This window comes from Arthrobacter sp. sptzw42 (assembly GCF_059089685.1).
The window spans coordinates 16567-33171 of the sequence record NZ_JBNHEX010000005.1 but is presented as its reverse complement, the minus strand read 5'-3'; the positions used below and the strand labels follow the sequence as shown (position 1 = coordinate 33171).

At 58.5% G+C, this 16605-nt stretch carries 11 protein-coding genes; 9 read left to right on the top strand and 2 right to left on the bottom strand.

Translation table 11 applies throughout. The features are described from left to right. The first annotated feature begins 72 nt into the window (after positions 1–72). Together AC5RT4_RS07955 and AC5RT4_RS07950 are read left to right on the top strand one after the other, a co-directional pair. Positions 73–1134 (top strand): ABC transporter substrate-binding protein, encoded by a 1062-nt coding sequence (locus AC5RT4_RS07955; RefSeq protein WP_494105546.1) that lies wholly within the window; start codon positions 73–75, stop codon positions 1132–1134. Between the two features lie 313 nt (positions 1135–1447). Next, the gene (locus AC5RT4_RS07950; protein ID WP_494105410.1) at positions 1448–2974 is read left to right on the top strand and encodes a polysaccharide deacetylase family protein; all 1527 of its coding nucleotides are present in this window, start codon (positions 1448–1450) and stop codon (positions 2972–2974) included. Between the two features lie 86 nt (positions 2975–3060). On the opposite strand, the gene AC5RT4_RS07945 is transcribed toward AC5RT4_RS07950, so the two are convergent. Next, positions 3061–5103, bottom strand: coding sequence for a DUF6541 family protein (locus AC5RT4_RS07945; RefSeq protein ID WP_494105409.1), 2043 nt, complete (start codon positions 5101–5103; stop codon positions 3061–3063). Between the two features lie 111 nt (positions 5104–5214). Here AC5RT4_RS07945 and AC5RT4_RS07940 point away from each other — a divergent pair, with 111 nt between their 5' ends. Genes AC5RT4_RS07940 through AC5RT4_RS07930 form a run of 3 tightly spaced genes read left to right on the top strand, consistent with a single transcriptional unit; the run spans position 5215 to position 7301 of the window. After that, entirely contained in the window at positions 5215–5994 is a 780-nt protein-coding gene (locus tag AC5RT4_RS07940) for a glycosyltransferase family 2 protein (RefSeq protein WP_494040115.1), read from the top strand. Beyond that, complete coding sequence (locus AC5RT4_RS07935) at positions 5991–6401, top strand: DUF2304 domain-containing protein (protein WP_494105408.1); 411 nt, start codon at positions 5991–5993, stop codon at positions 6399–6401. Before AC5RT4_RS07940 ends, AC5RT4_RS07935 begins: the two co-directional genes overlap by 4 nt. A gap of 3 nt (positions 6402–6404) precedes the next feature. Then, positions 6405–7301 (top strand): glycosyltransferase family 2 protein, encoded by an 897-nt coding sequence (locus tag AC5RT4_RS07930; protein ID WP_494105407.1) that lies wholly within the window; start codon positions 6405–6407, stop codon positions 7299–7301. Positions 7302–7607: 306 nt separating this feature from the next. Here the strand turns inward: AC5RT4_RS07930 and AC5RT4_RS07925 are convergent, their stop codons facing one another. Next, on the bottom strand, positions 7608–9491 hold the full coding sequence (locus AC5RT4_RS07925; protein ID WP_494105406.1) for a GH25 family lysozyme: 1884 nt from the start codon (positions 9489–9491) through the stop codon (positions 7608–7610). A gap of 686 nt (positions 9492–10177) precedes the next feature. Between AC5RT4_RS07925 and AC5RT4_RS07920 the strand changes: the two genes are divergently transcribed. The 4 genes from AC5RT4_RS07920 to AC5RT4_RS07905 all read left to right on the top strand — a co-directional run bounded on the left by AC5RT4_RS07920 (position 10178) and on the right by AC5RT4_RS07905 (position 16553). Next, the gene (locus tag AC5RT4_RS07920; RefSeq protein WP_494105405.1) at positions 10178–11170 is read left to right on the top strand and encodes a glycosyltransferase family 2 protein; all 993 of its coding nucleotides are present in this window, start codon (positions 10178–10180) and stop codon (positions 11168–11170) included. Continuing rightward, on the top strand, positions 11171–12589 hold the full coding sequence (locus tag AC5RT4_RS07915) for a lipopolysaccharide biosynthesis protein (protein WP_494105404.1): 1419 nt from the start codon (positions 11171–11173) through the stop codon (positions 12587–12589). 282 nt (positions 12590–12871) lie between these two features. Next, entirely contained in the window at positions 12872–15013 is a 2142-nt protein-coding gene (locus tag AC5RT4_RS07910; RefSeq protein ID WP_494105403.1) for an acyltransferase family protein, read from the top strand. Between the two features lie 34 nt (positions 15014–15047). Further along, complete coding sequence (locus AC5RT4_RS07905) at positions 15048–16553, top strand: glycosyltransferase family 39 protein (RefSeq protein ID WP_494105402.1); 1506 nt, start codon at positions 15048–15050, stop codon at positions 16551–16553. Positions 16554–16605: the final 52 nt, after the last annotated feature.

The following is a 16605-nucleotide window of genomic DNA, read 5'->3' as shown; positions in this document are numbered from 1 at the left end:
GCTGCCAGCAAGAATTAGCAAGCACCCGTGGAGGTTTTCCTCCGACCTACGGGGCATGATCGGAGAACCACCATGCAGGAAAGCGCAGCCGGGTTGGCGCAAAATCTCACACGTCGATCGTTGCTGGCAGCGATTGCTGCGTCGCCCTTGCTGCTCGGCGGGTGCGTGGGAAATGCGGACACGCAGGCTGGTCCTTCCGAAACGGCGACTTTTCCGGTCACGGTCACCCATGCCTTCGGGTCCACCAGCATCGGCTCGGCACCTGCCCGCATAGCAACACTCGGTTACGCCAGTCACGATGTGTGTATTGCCTTAGGCGTAGTGCCGGTGGGAGTGCCACAGTACGAGGCGCGGGGGTTTGGCACCAGCCTTTGGTTTAATAAGGCGGTAACCAGCATGAACGCCGTCATGCCGGTTCAGTACAGGTACGACGACGAAGATCTTCCCTTGGATGCGCTGGAATCGGTGAAACCCGACATCATCCTGGCGGTGAATTCGGGAATAACAAGAGAACAGTACGAAGACCTCACCAAAATTGCACCAGTCGTGGCATTTCCCGGCCAACCGTTTGGGACAGACTGGCAAACAACGACAACTACGGTCGGAAGGGTCCTCGGAAAACCGGAGGCAGCGCGCGAGCTAGTTGAAGGAATTCTGGAGGACATCGCAAAGGCGAAGTCCAGCTACACCGACCTGGAGGGATCAACTTTCCTCTATCTCGGTGCGAGCACGGCGCCGGGTGCGGACTTTGAGGTGTACGACTACGACTCCAACCAAGTTCGGATACTGGAAGAATTTGGCGTGGTCCCCGCCCCTGTCCTGCAGAAAGTGGTGGCTGAAGGGAAAAGGAAGGCGCTTGACTCTGGCACGGGTCCCTTCCTGTGGGAGTCACGCCGCGCAGCCGAACTTCAAGCTGACATTTATGTCGTAGCCGTCTCCGACAAGAGTGGAATCGTGGAAGACGGCGTCTTGGACGGATTACCCGGGGCAGAACGTAAGTCATTAGCCCTCCTCCAAACTTCCGACGACGCGCTCGCGCTGGCCGAGGCATCGCCGTTGGGGGTTAAGTGGGCAACGTGGACTGTCCTGCCCGAGCTCGCCAGGGCCGCCTACGAGGCCAAAAAAGCCAGCTAAGGCGTCGACCACAGCCCCAGGCAGATTCCTCGATCGCTTCGCGCGGTCCTGCGGACTTGTGGTGTATTGCCGGTAACGAGGCAAAGCCCGGGTGGGCCATGCTGGCCCGGTGCCGGGCAGGTAGCTACTAAGCGGGAAAACGCGTAGTCCCTACTGTAGCCGCGCGGGCCGGCCGGGGATTACGGTGGCGGATGCACGACGGCAGACCGCCGACCGTGGCTCCCGCAGTAGCCGAGGGTAATCAGCGGGCCAAAGGTACGACTGTCTGCCGGCAGGGGAAACCAAGACGGCCGGGTGAGGACGGGTGGAAGTCATGAAGCAATTCTGGGTTTTCGGGCCTGCCGGTCCGCTCACGAATGACCGTCCGCCGTCCTTGCAGTCCTCGTCGGGCGCGGCCAAGGGGAGAAACGGCAAAAGACCACCAACAAACCCCTGGTTCGCGGTCCCACTCTCCTTCGTGCTGGTGCTTTGCGGCGCGTCTCTCTGGGCTGGCCCGGCCGCCCAGGCGGTCGACGAGGGCATGGTGAGCGTGACCTTTGACGACGGGTGGGCCAGTCAGTACGAAAACGCGCTTCCCGTCCTGAACAAGTACGGGGTACCGGCCACGATGTATATTTCCTCGGCACTGGTCAACGCGCAACCGACTTACATGACACAGGCGCAGATCCAGGCATTCGCCAACCGCGGCGACCAAATCGCGTCCCACGCCGTCAGCCATGCGGATCTGACTACCCTTACCCCCCAACAGCTCGATGACGAGCTCGGGCGGAGCAAAGCGGCCCTGCAGCAAATGTTCGGACCCTCAGCCGCAGTTGATTTCGCCAGTCCATACGGCGCGTCCAATTCAACGACCACCTCGGCGGTCCAGAAATACTACGCCACGCAACGCAACACGAACGTCGGGTTCAACGCCCAGGCGAGCTTCAATCCGTACAACATACTCGTGCAGAACATTGTTTCAACTACTACTGCCGCCACGGTGCAGGGCTGGGTCAATACCGCGAAAGCTGACAATACTTGGCTGGTCCTGGTGTACCACGAGGTAGGAGCTAACCTCGGTGCCGGCATTTACCATACGGACACTGCCGTGCTCGACGCGCATATGGCGACGGTGAGGAACAGTGGGCTGCCTATGGTCACGGTCCGCCAGGGCGTCACGGCGTTCAACTCTCCGGGATCGCCAACGACTCCGGCTGCTGCCGCTAGTGCCATTGCTGCGGTAGCGGCAGCAAACCCGGGCCTTGGAGCGGCCACCGGGGGCATACTCTGTGGGCTAGTCAACGGCGGCTGCTACCAGATGTACGAAGGCGGCGCCATTAACTGGTCGCCGGCCACTGGGGCGCATTATTCGGTTGGTGCAATCCGCCAGGCGTGGGGGCGAACCGGTTTTGAGCGGGGCCGTCTTGGTTACCCGACCTCTGATGAGGTTGGAGGCCTCATTAACGGCGGCGTTTACCAGCTTTATCAAGGCGGCGCCATCAACTGGTCGCCGGCTACTGGGGCGCATTATTCGGTTGGTGCAATCCGCCAGGCGTGGGCGGGAACCGGTTTTGAGCGGGGGCGTCTTGGTTACCCGACCTCTGATGAGGTTGGAGGCCTCATCAACGGCGGCGTTTACCAGCTTTATCAAGGCGGCGCCATTAACTGGTCACCGGCCACCGGGGCGCATTATTCCGTTGGTGCGATCCGCCAGGCGTGGGCGGGAACCGGTTTTGAGCGGGGGCGTCTTGGATACCCCCTCACGGATGAGTACGTCTCGGGCAGCGGCGTCGCCCAGGACTACCAAGGCGGTCGCATCAGCTGGTCCGCTGGTGGTGGAGCAGTCATCACCTACAAATAACGGCGTCTGATCGGTAAGTTCGAGTCGGTGGGCGGTATTCGCCTGTTGTCGAGCTCCTATTCCACCCTGCATGTGTGGAAACGCGGTTAGTCGCAGGCTGTGGTCCTTACCAACCTTGCCTCATCCGAGGTGGCCAGTTCTTCTATTCCCGGCGCAGTGCCAGCGGCCAGGTCGGCCAAACCTGGGAAAGGATCTTCCGTGGGAATGACAGTTTTTGTCCCGAAATCCAAAGCCCAGTAGGCGTTGAGCTCCCGGATTGCCGGGCAAACGACCTTGTTGTATGCAGCCTCGTCCCAGTGGTCGAGCAAAAGCTGCTCCATCTCAGTTCTTTCACCGAAGATATGCGGGGCGAGGGGCTGTCGATCGGCTAAAGCGTAAACCAGGGACCCACCCGTCAGCGGATTGGCCACCACCACTCCGTCTGGAGGTACATGGCCTTTTACCTCATTGAGGACCTTCAGTTCGTCCTCGTCCAGAAGATCTGACGTGGCACTTGTCGAGAAAATAAACTCCAGCCGCTGTTGTACTTGGGACAAAGTGCCACCCTGGGCGGCCAGCCCCAGAAAAGCGAGAACAATCCAGACGGAAACGACACTAGTGCCTGCGGGCGCCCGGAATTTAAAAGCCCTGACGACGGAGGCGGGTACCATACCCAGTTGCGTTTGCTCTGACGTCGACAGGTGCTTCAGTAGCGTTCTGAAACGCCACACCAGCCACTCGGCTCCGAAAACGACGATGGGAAGAGTTGTTACTGGGAGTAGAGCGGCCAGCCGGAAGCTGTCGTTGTACCAGACACCTGTCAGAAGCGTCCGGAAAGCCCCGGGCGTCCAGCTCGAGACGACCATGTAAAGAACTGCTGCAACTAGGTACATGCCGAGAATCCACCATGTCTGTCGCAACGTTCGGGCGACCACATAAAGGCCAATGACTGTAAGAGTGGCGAGGACCCAAGCCGTAGTGGTCCCCATCGGCGCGCTGCCCAAAATTTCACCGATAGCCCGGGCATTCGATTGAAAAGGAGTCCATGGTGCTGCGCCAAGGCTCGGTCGGAGAACCAACCAGGCCGTAGCCACCACTGCAAGGTACAAGGTGCCGGCGATCGCCCATCGAACAACGGCGCGCTTCGTTGTGTTGCCCGCTCTCCACTCGGTGAACGCCAATACCAGACGGCCCAACATGACCGGCACCAGAAATCCCAGCATGGCCACCATGGCGCTTGGGTGGGTCAGCACCATCCCGGGGAAGGCCGCGCAGAACGCCACTGCCGGAGGAAGGAAGGAAGAAGCAGGGTTCCGTGACATTCCAAGAAGCTCCACCGCCAGTCCCAAAACAACTGGGAGCAGCGCGATGGCAGCGTTGTTCGGGTAGAGGACGCCGAAACCAATCAATAGGTAAGGAAAAGCGCTGAATCCGGCTGAGAGGACGGCGGCTGCAACCAGAGGGATGGGGCGGTATCCCACCAGCCGGGAGACAAGGAACATACATCCCAGCGGCCATACCAAGGCTCCGATGATGATGGTGCCAACGTTCACTACAAGAGGTATGGAACTGCCTGTCAGCATTTGAAGGAGGGCCATCATGTCGTGCATGCCGGCAGGGTAAAAATAGCTTGATGCTTCTGTCAGGTTCCCGACCGTAAGTGACGACCCGACTTGAGTCTGGACGATATGTTGCACGGCGTTGAGATGGTACACATTGTCGAAGGTCTGCGAAAAACTGTCAGGACTGCCGAAGCCGGCTATGAATCGGGCGCTGATGAGTACTGCTGCAAACAGTAGCCCTAACGGCACCGCGAGGACCGACGTCCTCCGGCCCAAGTCCTTTGTGTCCAGGGGTCCGTTGTCCGCAAGATGGAAGCGGCCAAGCTCCTTGTGCATCCACCACCGGCGGAGGCCCCATGCGACCAAGGCCAGCACCGTGCTGATCGCGAAGTAAACCACTGGCGTATAAGGCAAGTGCAGGTAGGGTGCGACGACGGCGGCGCAGGCAGCGACTGTTGTTGATACGGGCGCGGCCAAAGCCGCCAGGTTAAGGCGGCGGACCCCCATGAGTGCAAGTATTGCCAGACCAGGCAGGAAGTAGATCAATGCAGCCGACGCAAACGTCGGAAGGGTCTGCCACCAAGTCATCGATCCAAGCTCCTCATTCTGATTGTCAACCTTACAATTATGCAGGCCTCAGCTTTGATCCACGTTCAGGCGGCACAGGGGGCGGCACGCCCCTTGCTATAGTTTCAAATCATGAGTAACAAGACGCGATCCGGCACGCTCATCATCATGCCTGCCTGGAACGAGGCCGAAGTGATCGGTGACACGGTCCGAAACGTACGGCGTGTTGTTCCCCAGCATGACATTCTCGTCGTGGACGACGGATCCCACGATGATACTGCCCTGATCGCAGAAAAGGCCGGGGCAGCGGTGCTGCGGCTGCCCTTCAACCTGGGAGTTGGCGGCGCTATGAGGACCGGCTTCAAGTACGCCATCCGGAATGGCTACTCTGCTGCCATCCAGGTTGACTCCGACGGCCAGCACGACCCCCACGATATTGACCGAGTACTGGCAGGACTGGCCGAGGCCGACATTTCGATAGGGGCCAGATTTGCCGGCAGGGGCACCTACGAGGCAAAGGGACCGCGCCGTTGGGCAATGTCTGCCTTGGCGAAGGTCATCTCGAAGGTGGCCCGTACTCCGCTGACGGACGTAACCTCCGGATTCCGGGCCGCGAACGAAAAGGCATTGCACCAGTACATTGACCACTTTCCGGCCGAGTACCTGGGAGACACCATTGACTCGCTGGTCGTAGCCATCAAGTCCGGCTGCCGTGTGGTGCAGATTCCTGTAGAGATGAAAGTCCGGCAGGCCGGCACCCCGAGCCACAGTCCCGTAAAAGCTATGATCTACCTTGCGCGTTCCGGACTTGTTCTTTGCTTTGCTCTAGCCCGCAGGCGCCCTCGCGTGCAGTTGGAGTCAGCTGCCCCCCGGCCGGGCGACATTGCCGGAGAAGGAAGTGTTCCCGCGTGAGTGTTGCTTTTTCTTTGGTCACGTCCATCGGGATGGTCCTGGCCGTCCTGCTGATGCTTCGGGAAGGGAAGCTCCGCGAAAAATACGCGGTGCTCTGGCTGGTTGTTGGGGGCCTGACCATAGTTCTGGGGCTATTCCCTAACCTATTGGACTTTGCAGCGTCGGCTGTAGGAGTTCGTGTTCCCGCCAACCTCTTGTTTGCGCTTTCCATTGTGCTGCTGGTGGGTGTGGGCCTGCACGTCTCACGCGAACTCACGATACTTGAGGATGAGACACGCATACTTGCCGAAGAAGTGGCGCTATTGCGGGCGGCAGTGGGCAAACTCTCGGAAGCCTCAACCCTTGGTGCCAGCCGTCCAACTATTGACCAAGCTGCTGAACAGACCCGCGTTCTTAGAGAAGAGTAAAAATTGACCATAGATGTAATGCTGCCCTATTACGGCGACGTGGCGATGATGAAAGCCGCAGTTGACTCCGTGCTTGGCCAGGACGACAGAGACTTTGTGCTGACCATCGTTGATGACGGATATCCGGATGCTGACTTGCCCGCCTATTTCCAGCAATTGGTTGATTCTGATGACCGCGTTCGCTACTTCCGCAACGAAACCAACCTGGGCGCCAACGGCAACTACAAGAAGTGCTTGAGCCTGGTTCAGCACGACGTCGTCGTTGTCATGGGGGCGGACGACATTATGCTGCCCAATTATGTGGGCGCAGTTCGAAAGGCTTTCCAGAACCCCGAGGTCATGATATTTCAGCCCGGCGTCGAAGTGATAGACGAAAAGGGAGCGGTATATGAGCCGCTTGGCGACAAGGTAAAAGCTGGCCTTCGACGTCTTGCGGTTGGTGGGTCGTCAGAAGCAATCATCGCTGGAGAGCCCATAGCAGAAAGCCTCATCACGGGTGACTGGCTGTACTTCCCGTCCGTTGCGTGGCGTGCCGAGGCAATCCTCAAACACGATTTCCGGGAACAGTACAACGTGGTCCAGGACATCGCCCTGGCGATGGACATCATTATGGACGGCGGCAAGATGCTCGTAACTGATACCGTTTGCTTCCAGTATCGGCGCCACCGCGATTCCGACTCCTCGGTTCGGGCCCTCGATGGCCGCCGCTTTGCAGAGGAACGCGCTTTTTTCGATGAGTGCGCCCGCGACTTCGCGAAGTTGGGGTGGAACAAGGCCGCACGTGCTGCCCGCATTCACCTGACGTCTCGGCTAAACGCAGTTTCCCTCACGCCCAAGGTGGTCAGCAAGGGAATGTGGCCCGGCCTGGGCAAGCTTGTAATGCACGCCTTCCGCCCGTAGCCCGTTCTTAGGGGTACCTTCAATAATCTCAAATCGCCCGGCCGGGAAATCCCGGCCGGGCGTCTTTGTGCGTGGACATAGTATCGGCGAGGTGTGTCAGAACGCATTGTTCCAAATGATGAGCTATTTCGGTTGCAATGATGCCGTCATGGCTGTTGGGGAGTGGACGTGGTTGGAAACGCGACGGCCGTTGCAACTGCACAAAAGTTGTGAAAGTTGCAACGGCCGTTTGACCGGGCCGCAATGACGAGGCTCGTCAGTCTGACCCTTTCGCGTCATGCGGGATGAGTTTCGGAACTTGCTAGGTCATCGGCGCCGGACTCCAGTTTCCGCGGTCCATTCCAACGTCCCCTTCTGGAAGGTCTGGTAGCAGACACCAGCGGCGCTGCATGTCTCGGTGCCGGTCGGGTATCCCAAGGGGCCGTTTTCCCAGCCCGACTGGGCCCAGTAGGTGGCGATGGCTCCAGCGCGCGTCATGTGTGCCCCGGTTGCAGGCGACCAATGAACCTGGCCCCCCTGGAACGACTGGTAGCAGCCACCGTCCTTGAGGCCGCACGTTTCGTTACCGATAGGGAACCCTAGTACGCCGTCCTGGTAGCGGCTTCCAGCCCAGACGTTCCGTATGGCGCCATTCCGTGTCATTTGGGCACCAGTTTTGGAACTCCAGTGAATCTGGCCGTTTTGGAAGGACTGGTAGCAGCCCCCGTCTTTGAGCCCGCAGGTCTCCAATCCGGTGGGATAGCCCAATACACCTTCTTCAGACCGCGAGGACAACCAGAGGCTCCGGATAGCACCGCCACGGGTGGCGTTTGCACCGGTTCCGGGAGTCCAGTGGATTTGTCCGTTCTGGAAGTCTTGGTAGCAGCCGCCATCTTTCAGCCCACAGGTCTCCGTGCCAGTGGGATAACCCAGGAAACCTCTTTCGTAGCCGCTGGAAGCCCACAAAGTACGGATGGCACCATTGCGGCTAGCGTGGGCGCCAGTCTCCGGACTCCAGTGGATGACGCCATTCTGGTACGACTGGTAGCACCCATTGTTCTTTAGTCCGCAGATTTCACCGCTGGAGGGATAACCGAGCACTCCGTTTTCGAAATTGCTGGCTGCCCATGCCGTGCGTATGGCCCCGTGGCGGGAAAGCTGCGCCCCTGTTTGCGGGGACCACATGATCGCGCCGCCCTGGAACATCTGGTAGCAGCCGCCACCCTTGAGCCCGCACTGTTCACCGCTTGTGGGATAACCCATTGCGCCGTTCTCAGCCCCGGTCAGCCGGTACAGGGACCGGATGGCTCCCGCACGGGAGGTCCAAGCCCCAGTCGACGGGGACCAAAGCACTTCACCGTTCCGAAAGCTTTGGTAGCACCCTGCATCTCTAAGCCCACACACAACACTGCTCTGCGGAGCGCCGAGCGGCATATGTTCGGCCAGGCTCGAGATGGCATTTTCTCCCGCGTTCAACGGCCGACCGTAGGCGAAAGCTTTCAGCTGAGCGTAGGTACCGTTCCAAACGTTGGAGTCGCCCACATAAGGGCCCTCCGAGGAATACTGCCAGATGCTGTACGCACTCCAGCCGTTAGGAAGAGTTCCGGGAGCAGTTGCGTAGCTGGCCAAATGCAGCGGGTGGTCGGAGAAGCCTCCATTATTTGCAGTACAGGTTTTCCACCAGTCAGTGGTCGTATATATTGCGGGCTTACGCCCGGTTAGCGCCACCATGGTGTTTGAAAAGTCACGGATCCAACTCACCATCTGACTTGATGTCATGTTGTAGCAGGTGTTGCCCAGAGTCTGGTATGGGTTGTATTCAATGTCCAGGAGCGGCGGAAGGGTCATCCCGTCAGCCGACCAGCCTCCGCCCCGGGATACGAAGTAGCGTGCTTGATCTGCCCCGGAAGATGTGCTGGGCGTTGCAAAGTGGTATGCGCCGCGGACCATGCCCGCGTTGAAGGACCCGGTGTATTGACTTGGGTATTCTCCGTTGGTGTAAGTGGTGCCCTCGGTAGCCTTCACATAGGCAAAGCGGGCTCCCTGGTTGAACTGCGCGTCCCAATCGATGCCTGGTTGCCAGCTGCTTACATCCACGCCTTGAATGCCGGCCGGCTTCCATGTGTTGTATGCCTCCGACGATAATGTCTTGCTACCCGATTGGGAGGGCTCTTCTTTATCGCCTGAAACAGCCCGAAGGCCGGCTCCCATGTACGCCCCTCCCTGCCCCATTTCGGCTGCGAGCGCTGCGGTGTCGGCCGGAGAAAGCGGCATGACGCCGGAACGGGCGGGATTCGAATTAGTGTCGGCGGTGGCCGGTGCGGCTGCCGGAGCGGTTGCCGGAGGCGTCGCGGCCGATGCCGGCTGCGAAGGGGGTTCTGTCGGGAGTAAAGAAGCCCCACTGCTCGGATCTGGGGCGGGAACCGTCTGGGAGGTTGTTGACGAATAGGTAGCGGTGGGCGATGGCAGGGGAGTGGCTGATGCGGACTGGATTGCGATCGAGCTTCCCAGGACCCCAATGACGGTAGCGGCGCACGCTGCTGACAGCAGTGGCCTTGCTCGCCCGCGTTGGGCCCTTTCCGTGTACCAGCTCTCATTTTTGCGCTTGGGCATTTTCATAGTACAACTCCGGAACGAGCTCCCTCGGGCAACCGCATGAGACCTGGGCGGCCGTGAGGATAGGGACAGGGCAGTGGCGGTTACGTCGACGTCGTCAACGCCCCCTAAAAGCTGATCCAAGATAGCATTGCTGAGGCAGTTGTTACTAGGGTTACTGGTGTGACTATCGGCCACTTGCGCTCCGACGAGACCGGTAGAGTGGACCTGCTGCCGCGGACGCCTGGCAGGACGGCCAACCCTATGAAGGGTGGTTCCGTGTGTATTAAGTGAGGACTTTCATGCCCATCAGGACCAGCCTCGTCATGCCTCTCTACAACGGCAGTTCTACGGTGGAGCGTGCCATCGGGAGCGTGCTGGCCCAGAACCGGGATGACTGGGAACTGATAATTGTTGACGACTGCTCGACGGACAACAGCGTCGACCTAGCACGCACTTTCGTTGAGGCGGAACCGGAAGGCAGAATCCGGCTGTTGCGGCAGGAGCGGAACGGGGGCCCGAGCGCCGCCCGGAATGCAGGCATCGCGGAGGCCAGAGGTGAATTCATTGGTTTCCTGGATTGCGATGACGAGCTGCTACCCAATTACCTCGCAACGATGGACGCCCAAATGGCAGATAACGTGGACATCGTGGTTGCGGCCCACGTGGCGCAGACTCCGGCGGGCCGGCGGTACCCACGACCTGATTCCGCCCAGGGCCTGCTGACCGGGCTGGAGACTGTGGATCTTGCCCTGCAAGGCAAACTATGGAACTTTCTTCATGCCAAGGTTTATCGGCGTTCCCTGTTCGAGAACTTTTCGTTCCCTGACGACCTTGTCCGCTACGAGGACCTAGTAGTGAATGCCATCGCCTACTCGTACAGCCGCCGTGTACGGATTGTTTCAACACCTGTGTACGTCTACCACGTCCAAGCCCGGTCGCTCACATGGAGCCAGGAGCCGACTATGGCATTCGTAGAGGGACCGCTCAACTCCGTGCGTTCTGGCCTGAACCCCGAGTTAGTTAGGCAGGTCAAGGCTCGTTCGTGGAACACGTTACGCACGTTTCTGGGGGTGCTTACTATCTCGGGCGGATTATTTGCGGGAAGCCCCAAGCACAGTATCGACAAAATTGTCCGATATGTCCGCGAGGACCTTTCAGTTCGTGACCTCGCCGACGCGACAGTTGCGGCACCCCATATAGGAATATCGGCGATGCTTATAAAGGTCTTCCCGGCCCTTTACGCGAAACTCTATCTCTGGCATGTCCGGCGAACTTTCGACATGGAAAAATAAATGGCTGCTGAATCGCAGTTGGCGGGGGAGACGCATCCAGCGGCAGTACCAGCCCACCACCGACTCCTGTACCTCATCGCCGCTGTAGCCCAAGGTATCGGCGCGGTCGCGGTCCAGCCCTTCGCCATTCGTTTGCTTGACCCCCAGCAGTGGGGGCAAGTGAGTTTCTCTCTGTCCTTTATTTCGATCGGTCTGATAGCTCTTTCGGCTGGACTACCAATGGTCCTGAGCACGCTGTACTTCAACCCTGATAGGGGGCCAGACAAAGCGCGGTCTCTCAACGGTTTTGGCGTGGGCTTCAGCATTGTGGGTGCCAGCGTGGCGGCATCCATCTTTGCCCTCGTTGCGTTTGCCAACGGCACTATTGGTAACGTCGCGCCGTATCTAATTTCCATAGGCATCATCGGCCTCCACGGGATCACGCAAATGTCCCTGGCCTACTTGCGTTCCGAGCACAGGGCCCTTGCGTTCGTTGTCATCACAGTGGTTGCCACCGTTCTCGGGCATGTTGCCGGACTGCTGGCAATTATTTCCATCGCTGCGACTGCGACTGTATACATGGGGAGCTTTGCCGTATGTGTTGTGGTGGCATCGGTGGCAGGGGTCTTGGTCAGCAAGCCAGGCGCACCGTTCAGGTATCGGGAATCGCTCAAAAACGCCGTCAGAACGTCTTTACCTGTTCTACCTCACAGCATCGCGCTCGTGCTGATGCTACAAGGTGAGTCGGTCCTAATAACGATTCTGAGAGGCGAGGAGCTTGTTGGACGGTACAACGCTGTAATGCCCTTGGCGTTGGGTCCCCTTGCCGTCATTATGGCCCTTTCCAACGTATGGCAAACAACCATTTTTTCCCACCGCGGCGTCGATAACACCGGCCAAGTCGGAAAAGTGCAGCGGGAAGCAGTCTTCGTTGGTTTCATGCTCACTTTGGGCGGTAGTGGCGTGGCAGTGTTGGCAACTCATGTGCTGGTGAATGATCCCGAGCCAGTCCTCCTCCTTTTAGCCCGGACCCTGCCGCTTCTTGGCTATGGGTACGTTGTCTTCCTCATTTCGACTTCGCAGTTGTTTGCCATCGGGAGAACACGGCTCATGGCTGTGGTTACACCCTGCATTGCCGTCACCGGTCTAGGGCTTGCACTTTTTCCGGCCGGCAGCGGGGACCTGCTGCTGTTGGGCATCATCAAGGTGGCCTCGTATCTGCTTCTGGGCATCGTTTACGTGTTCGTAGTCCGGCGCTATGATCGCACGCTTGTGGACTTGGGATTAATGCTGAAAGGCATGGCTGCGGCCGTTAGCGTCACCGTCCTGATGCTGCTGGTGCCCGACTCCCTCGCTTGGGGCATCGGCAGCGCCGTAGCCACCAGTGCGGCCGGGCTTGTTGGAGGACTCCTGTATTTAAAGAGGCTGTCGAGGTTCTAGGTACTCATTGCACCTTTCCACAAAGCCGTAGTTGGTGAATTGAACAGGTAGAATCAGCACGCGGTGTTCAAGGCTTGGTGTTCCACGGGGATATGAGCCCCTGATGGTGCAAGCCAAAGTTCTGCAAAGATCCCGATAGCTCTGCCTATTGCCTGCCGCCCCAAGACCTCGGCTTCCCCTGCGGACAAAGTCACGGCTCAACCGTGATGACGCGTACTGGCCGAATAAATTGCGCCCGTCTGAGTTTGTTACCGGTCGGGACACTGAAGTAGAGGAGTGCGCGTGGCACAACATGTCGCGACCAGGCAAGCAAGCAGCCGCCCTGAAACGGCAGGAAGCGCGATAAGAAAGGACATCCAGGCCCTGCGGGCAATTGCTGTTGGGCTCGTTGTCCTGAACCACCTATGGGTGGGTCGCTTGCCCGGCGGCTATGTTGGCGTTGATGTTTTTTTTGTCATTTCTGGCTACCTCATCACGCAACACCTGATTCGCGAGCTGGACAGATCCGGTTCGGTGCGGCTCGGGGCATTTTATGCCCGAAGAGCCAAGCGCTTGTTGCCAGCATCGCTGTTGGTTGCCGCCATAAGCCTGGTTGCCGCTTGGATATACCTTCCATTTTCACGCTGGCAGGTAATTGCCGAGGAAACCCTAGCCTCGGTATTGTACGTTGAAAATTGGGCGCTGGCCGCAAAAGCTGTTGACTACTCCGCACACAATGAAGCGGCATCGACGGTACAGCACTTCTGGTCGTTGTCCCTGGAAGAGCAGTTCTACTTGTTCTGGCCTTTGCTTCTGCTCGGCCTTTTTGTCCTGGCCCGAAAGTTCAAACTTCGAACCCGGCGAGTCCTCGCTTTGGGTCTTGTTCTTGTCAGCCTATCGGCGCTAATCTTCTGCATCTATGTGACGTACACGAGTCGGAGCCAGGCCTACTTCGTCACCCCGGCAAGGGTCTGGGAATTCGGAGCCGGAGCACTGGTCGGCTTGTTAGCATCCGGAGGGGCTTCCAGACTGGGCAGCTACCGTTCATATGCCCTACGGGGACTTGCGCAGTGGGCTGGGTTGGTTCTCATCGCGCTTGCAGCTTTAACCTTCGACGAAACAACCTTTTTTCCGGGATTTGCGGCCCTTGTTCCTGTTGCCGGCACTGTGTTAATCCTTGTCTCCGGCCCGGATTCACCGCGCTGGTCGCCGAATAGATTGCTTGGGGTGAAACCGATACAGTTCGTCGGTGACATTTCTTACTCCCTCTACCTATGGCACTGGCCGCTGATTATTCTTGCTCCAGCGGTGTTGGACCGTACGCTGACAACCCCGGACCGCGTAGGAATTCTTTTCGTGGCGCTGCTTCTGTCTGTCGCCACAAAGAAATTTGTGGAAGATCCGGGACGAGGCAACCTCTTTCCAAGATCCCCGGTGAAGTCCACCTTGTTGGCTGCAGCAGGGGCCATGGCAGTGTGTGCTGGTTTATCCGGCGGGCTTTTGATCGCGACCGATGCGGCGCAGCAGAAGGCAGACCGCCAACTAGCCAGTATCGCAAGCGGGAGGTGCTATGGCGCAGGCAGTCTGGTGCCGGATGCGGAGTGTCCTGATCCGTTCGGAGCGCCCCAAGTGGCCAACGTCGGCCCGAATGAAGCGCCCTGGTTCGATACTCCTGAATGCTCTCCAGCGCCGGATCCCATAGTGGTTAAGGAAATGAAGCTTTTACGGGACTGCAACTTTGCGGCCCCCGCTGCACCGTCGGCTACTGTCTGGCTTGCCGGTGATTCCCACGCGGAACACTGGAAAGTAGCAGTCTATGAGTTGGCACGCAAATACAACTGGCGCATAAGGGAAAGCCTCATGGGGGGATGTCCTCTGGTTGACGTCGACCGTGTCGCGTTTATGGATGTGGAAAACCGAGACCCGAACAACCAGCAGAGGTGCAGGCAGTGGGCCAGCGCAGTGTCTGAGCGCATCCAACAGGAACAGCCGGAGTACGTGTTCCTCTCTTCTTTCGCCTCCAAGGAGACGATTGACGACGGCAGCGGGCGGTCGCAGCTTGAGCAGTACCGGGACGCTGCCGCAGATCGAATAACGGACTGGACGGTTGCTGGCAGCAAGGTATTCGTAATTAGGGACACCCCCTTGACCCTGCGAAAAAGCCCCGCAGAATGCCTTCAAACCAACTTGGACAACGCTCTGGCATGTGCCAATCCCAGGCAGGAAGCGCTGCCGGCTGACCCGCTTTCAGAGGCTGCCAAATCCATGAAGAGCGATGCTGTTCATGTGCTGGATCTTTCCGATCAGTTCTGTGACGATCAGCGGTGTTATGCGGCCATAGGCGGAATCCATGTTTTTTACGACGCAGACCATGCCGCACGCAGCTACATCAAGTCCGTGGCCCCAGTGCTTGATCGCCGCTTCAATGAGGTGAATCCGTCCTGAGTAGGTCAGTTGACGCACCTTCGGACGTGAGGCCTTGAACCGGGTCGTTTCGGAAATCCGAACGCCCCGCTTCTCCAGGGAGTCTTGGATCATTGGCCTGTTTAGCGTGCTTTACTCCGGTTACGGCATGTGGCGGCCGAGCTTCTGGACGGATGAGGCGGCAACTCTCAGCGCTGTGAGGCGGCCGTTGTCGGATCTGCACGCGTTGCTCGGAAACGTTGACGCAGTCCATGGAGCTTATTACTACCTGATGTTTGGCTGGACCCGGCTGTTTGGGTTTTCGGAGTTGGCACTTCGTCTGCCAAGCGTGATCGCGGTAAGCTGTGCGGCGATTCTGACTGTTGAACTCGGCCGTAAAATTGCCGGTACGTCGTTCGGCGTTGTTGCTGCCGTCTTGCTGATCGTCATGCCCCGGACACAGTACGCAGGCACAGATGCTCGCTCTTACGCGCTGACCCTGTTGGGGGCCGTTGCGGCCACGTACTTGTTGGTTTCAGTCCGGAACCGCCCTCGCGTAGCTACTTGGGTAGCTTACTCGCTGGTAGGAGCCCTTACGGTAAGTCTTTCGTTTTACTGTGTTCTCCTTTTTGGAGCTCACGCAATTACAGTACTTCTCGACTCGAGGCTTCGTGCTCAATATCGAAGCATGATTGGGAGCTCCATAGGCTGGATCATTCCCGCTTTGGTTCTGGCCTCCGTCGGCAGCCGTCAGCAGTTCCAGATTTCGTGGATCCGTGACGTGGGTCCGGCATTTCCTTATGAATTCATATTCCTGCAGTTTTTTGCAGACGGCTATTTTGCGACAGATGGCCGGGTTGTGCCCACGCCTACGTCTGGTGAAGACACTTCCATGGTGGTCCTCGCGTTTATTATGTGGGCTGCTGCAGTAACGGGCGTTGTCTTGTGCCGCCGCCATTTTATTGTGCTTCTAGCGCTGCCATGGCTGGTCTTCCCGGCGGTGGCAGTGATAGGTGGGTCTCTGATTACGGGAGGGGACTACTATCTGCCGCGCTATCTAACGTTTGTCCTGCCCGCCATGGCCCTTTTATCCGCCGCGCTGGTCTTGAGACTGCGAGCAGTGGGAATTGCGGCTCGAAACCAAAGAGCAGCCGTGGGGGTTGCAACGCTGGTGGTCGTCGCACTCTGCCTTCCGTCATACGTTGGCCAGCGTACGCAGTACGGGCGCGATCGCCAGGACGACTTTCGATTTGTGGCGGAGTCCGTTGCAAAACTTGCCACCCCTGGAGATTCCTTTGTCATCAGTCCGGATAGGGACCTGGTTTATCAGGCTTATCCTGAGGCTTACAAGGGTCTAGGCGACCCGACCCTCGGAATAACCGCGTCCCAGTGGAAGCGGGTATTTAATCAGCGGTTTGACGTTCAGGCGGTTAAGGATGAGATTCGCCGATACCACACGGTAATTCTTATTGAGAACTCGAATGAGCTTACGATGGCTGCTGCCCTAAGTGACATGGGCTATACGAAGGGTGAAAGTTATGAAGGACCATCTTCCAGAGTGACAAAGTATTATTCCAAGTAGAAACGTGGTACTGGCCGGCGTCAAGAAGTTGTCCACATGCCAAAAATGTGAC

Excerpts from the sequence above, each read along its gene's own strand:
- AC5RT4_RS07925 (WP_494105406.1), bottom strand. The coding sequence starts at position 9,491 with ATGGGAGCCGGCCTTCGGGCTGTTTCAGGCGATAAAGAAGAGCCCTCC.
- AC5RT4_RS07920 (WP_494105405.1), top strand. The coding sequence starts at position 10,178 with ATGCCCATCAGGACCAGCCTCGTCATGCCTCTCTACAACGGCAGTTCT.
- AC5RT4_RS07945 (WP_494105409.1), bottom strand. The coding sequence starts at position 5,103 with ATGACTTGGTGGCAGACCCTTCCGACGTTTGCGTCGGCTGCATTGATC.
- AC5RT4_RS07955 (WP_494105546.1), top strand. The coding sequence starts at position 73 with ATGCAGGAAAGCGCAGCCGGGTTGGCGCAAAATCTCACACGTCGATCG.
- AC5RT4_RS07940 (WP_494040115.1), top strand. The coding sequence starts at position 5,215 with ATGAGTAACAAGACGCGATCCGGCACGCTCATCATCATGCCTGCCTGG.
- AC5RT4_RS07915 (WP_494105404.1), top strand. The coding sequence starts at position 11,171 with ATGGCTGCTGAATCGCAGTTGGCGGGGGAGACGCATCCAGCGGCAGTA.
- AC5RT4_RS07950 (WP_494105410.1), top strand. The coding sequence starts at position 1,448 with ATGAAGCAATTCTGGGTTTTCGGGCCTGCCGGTCCGCTCACGAATGAC.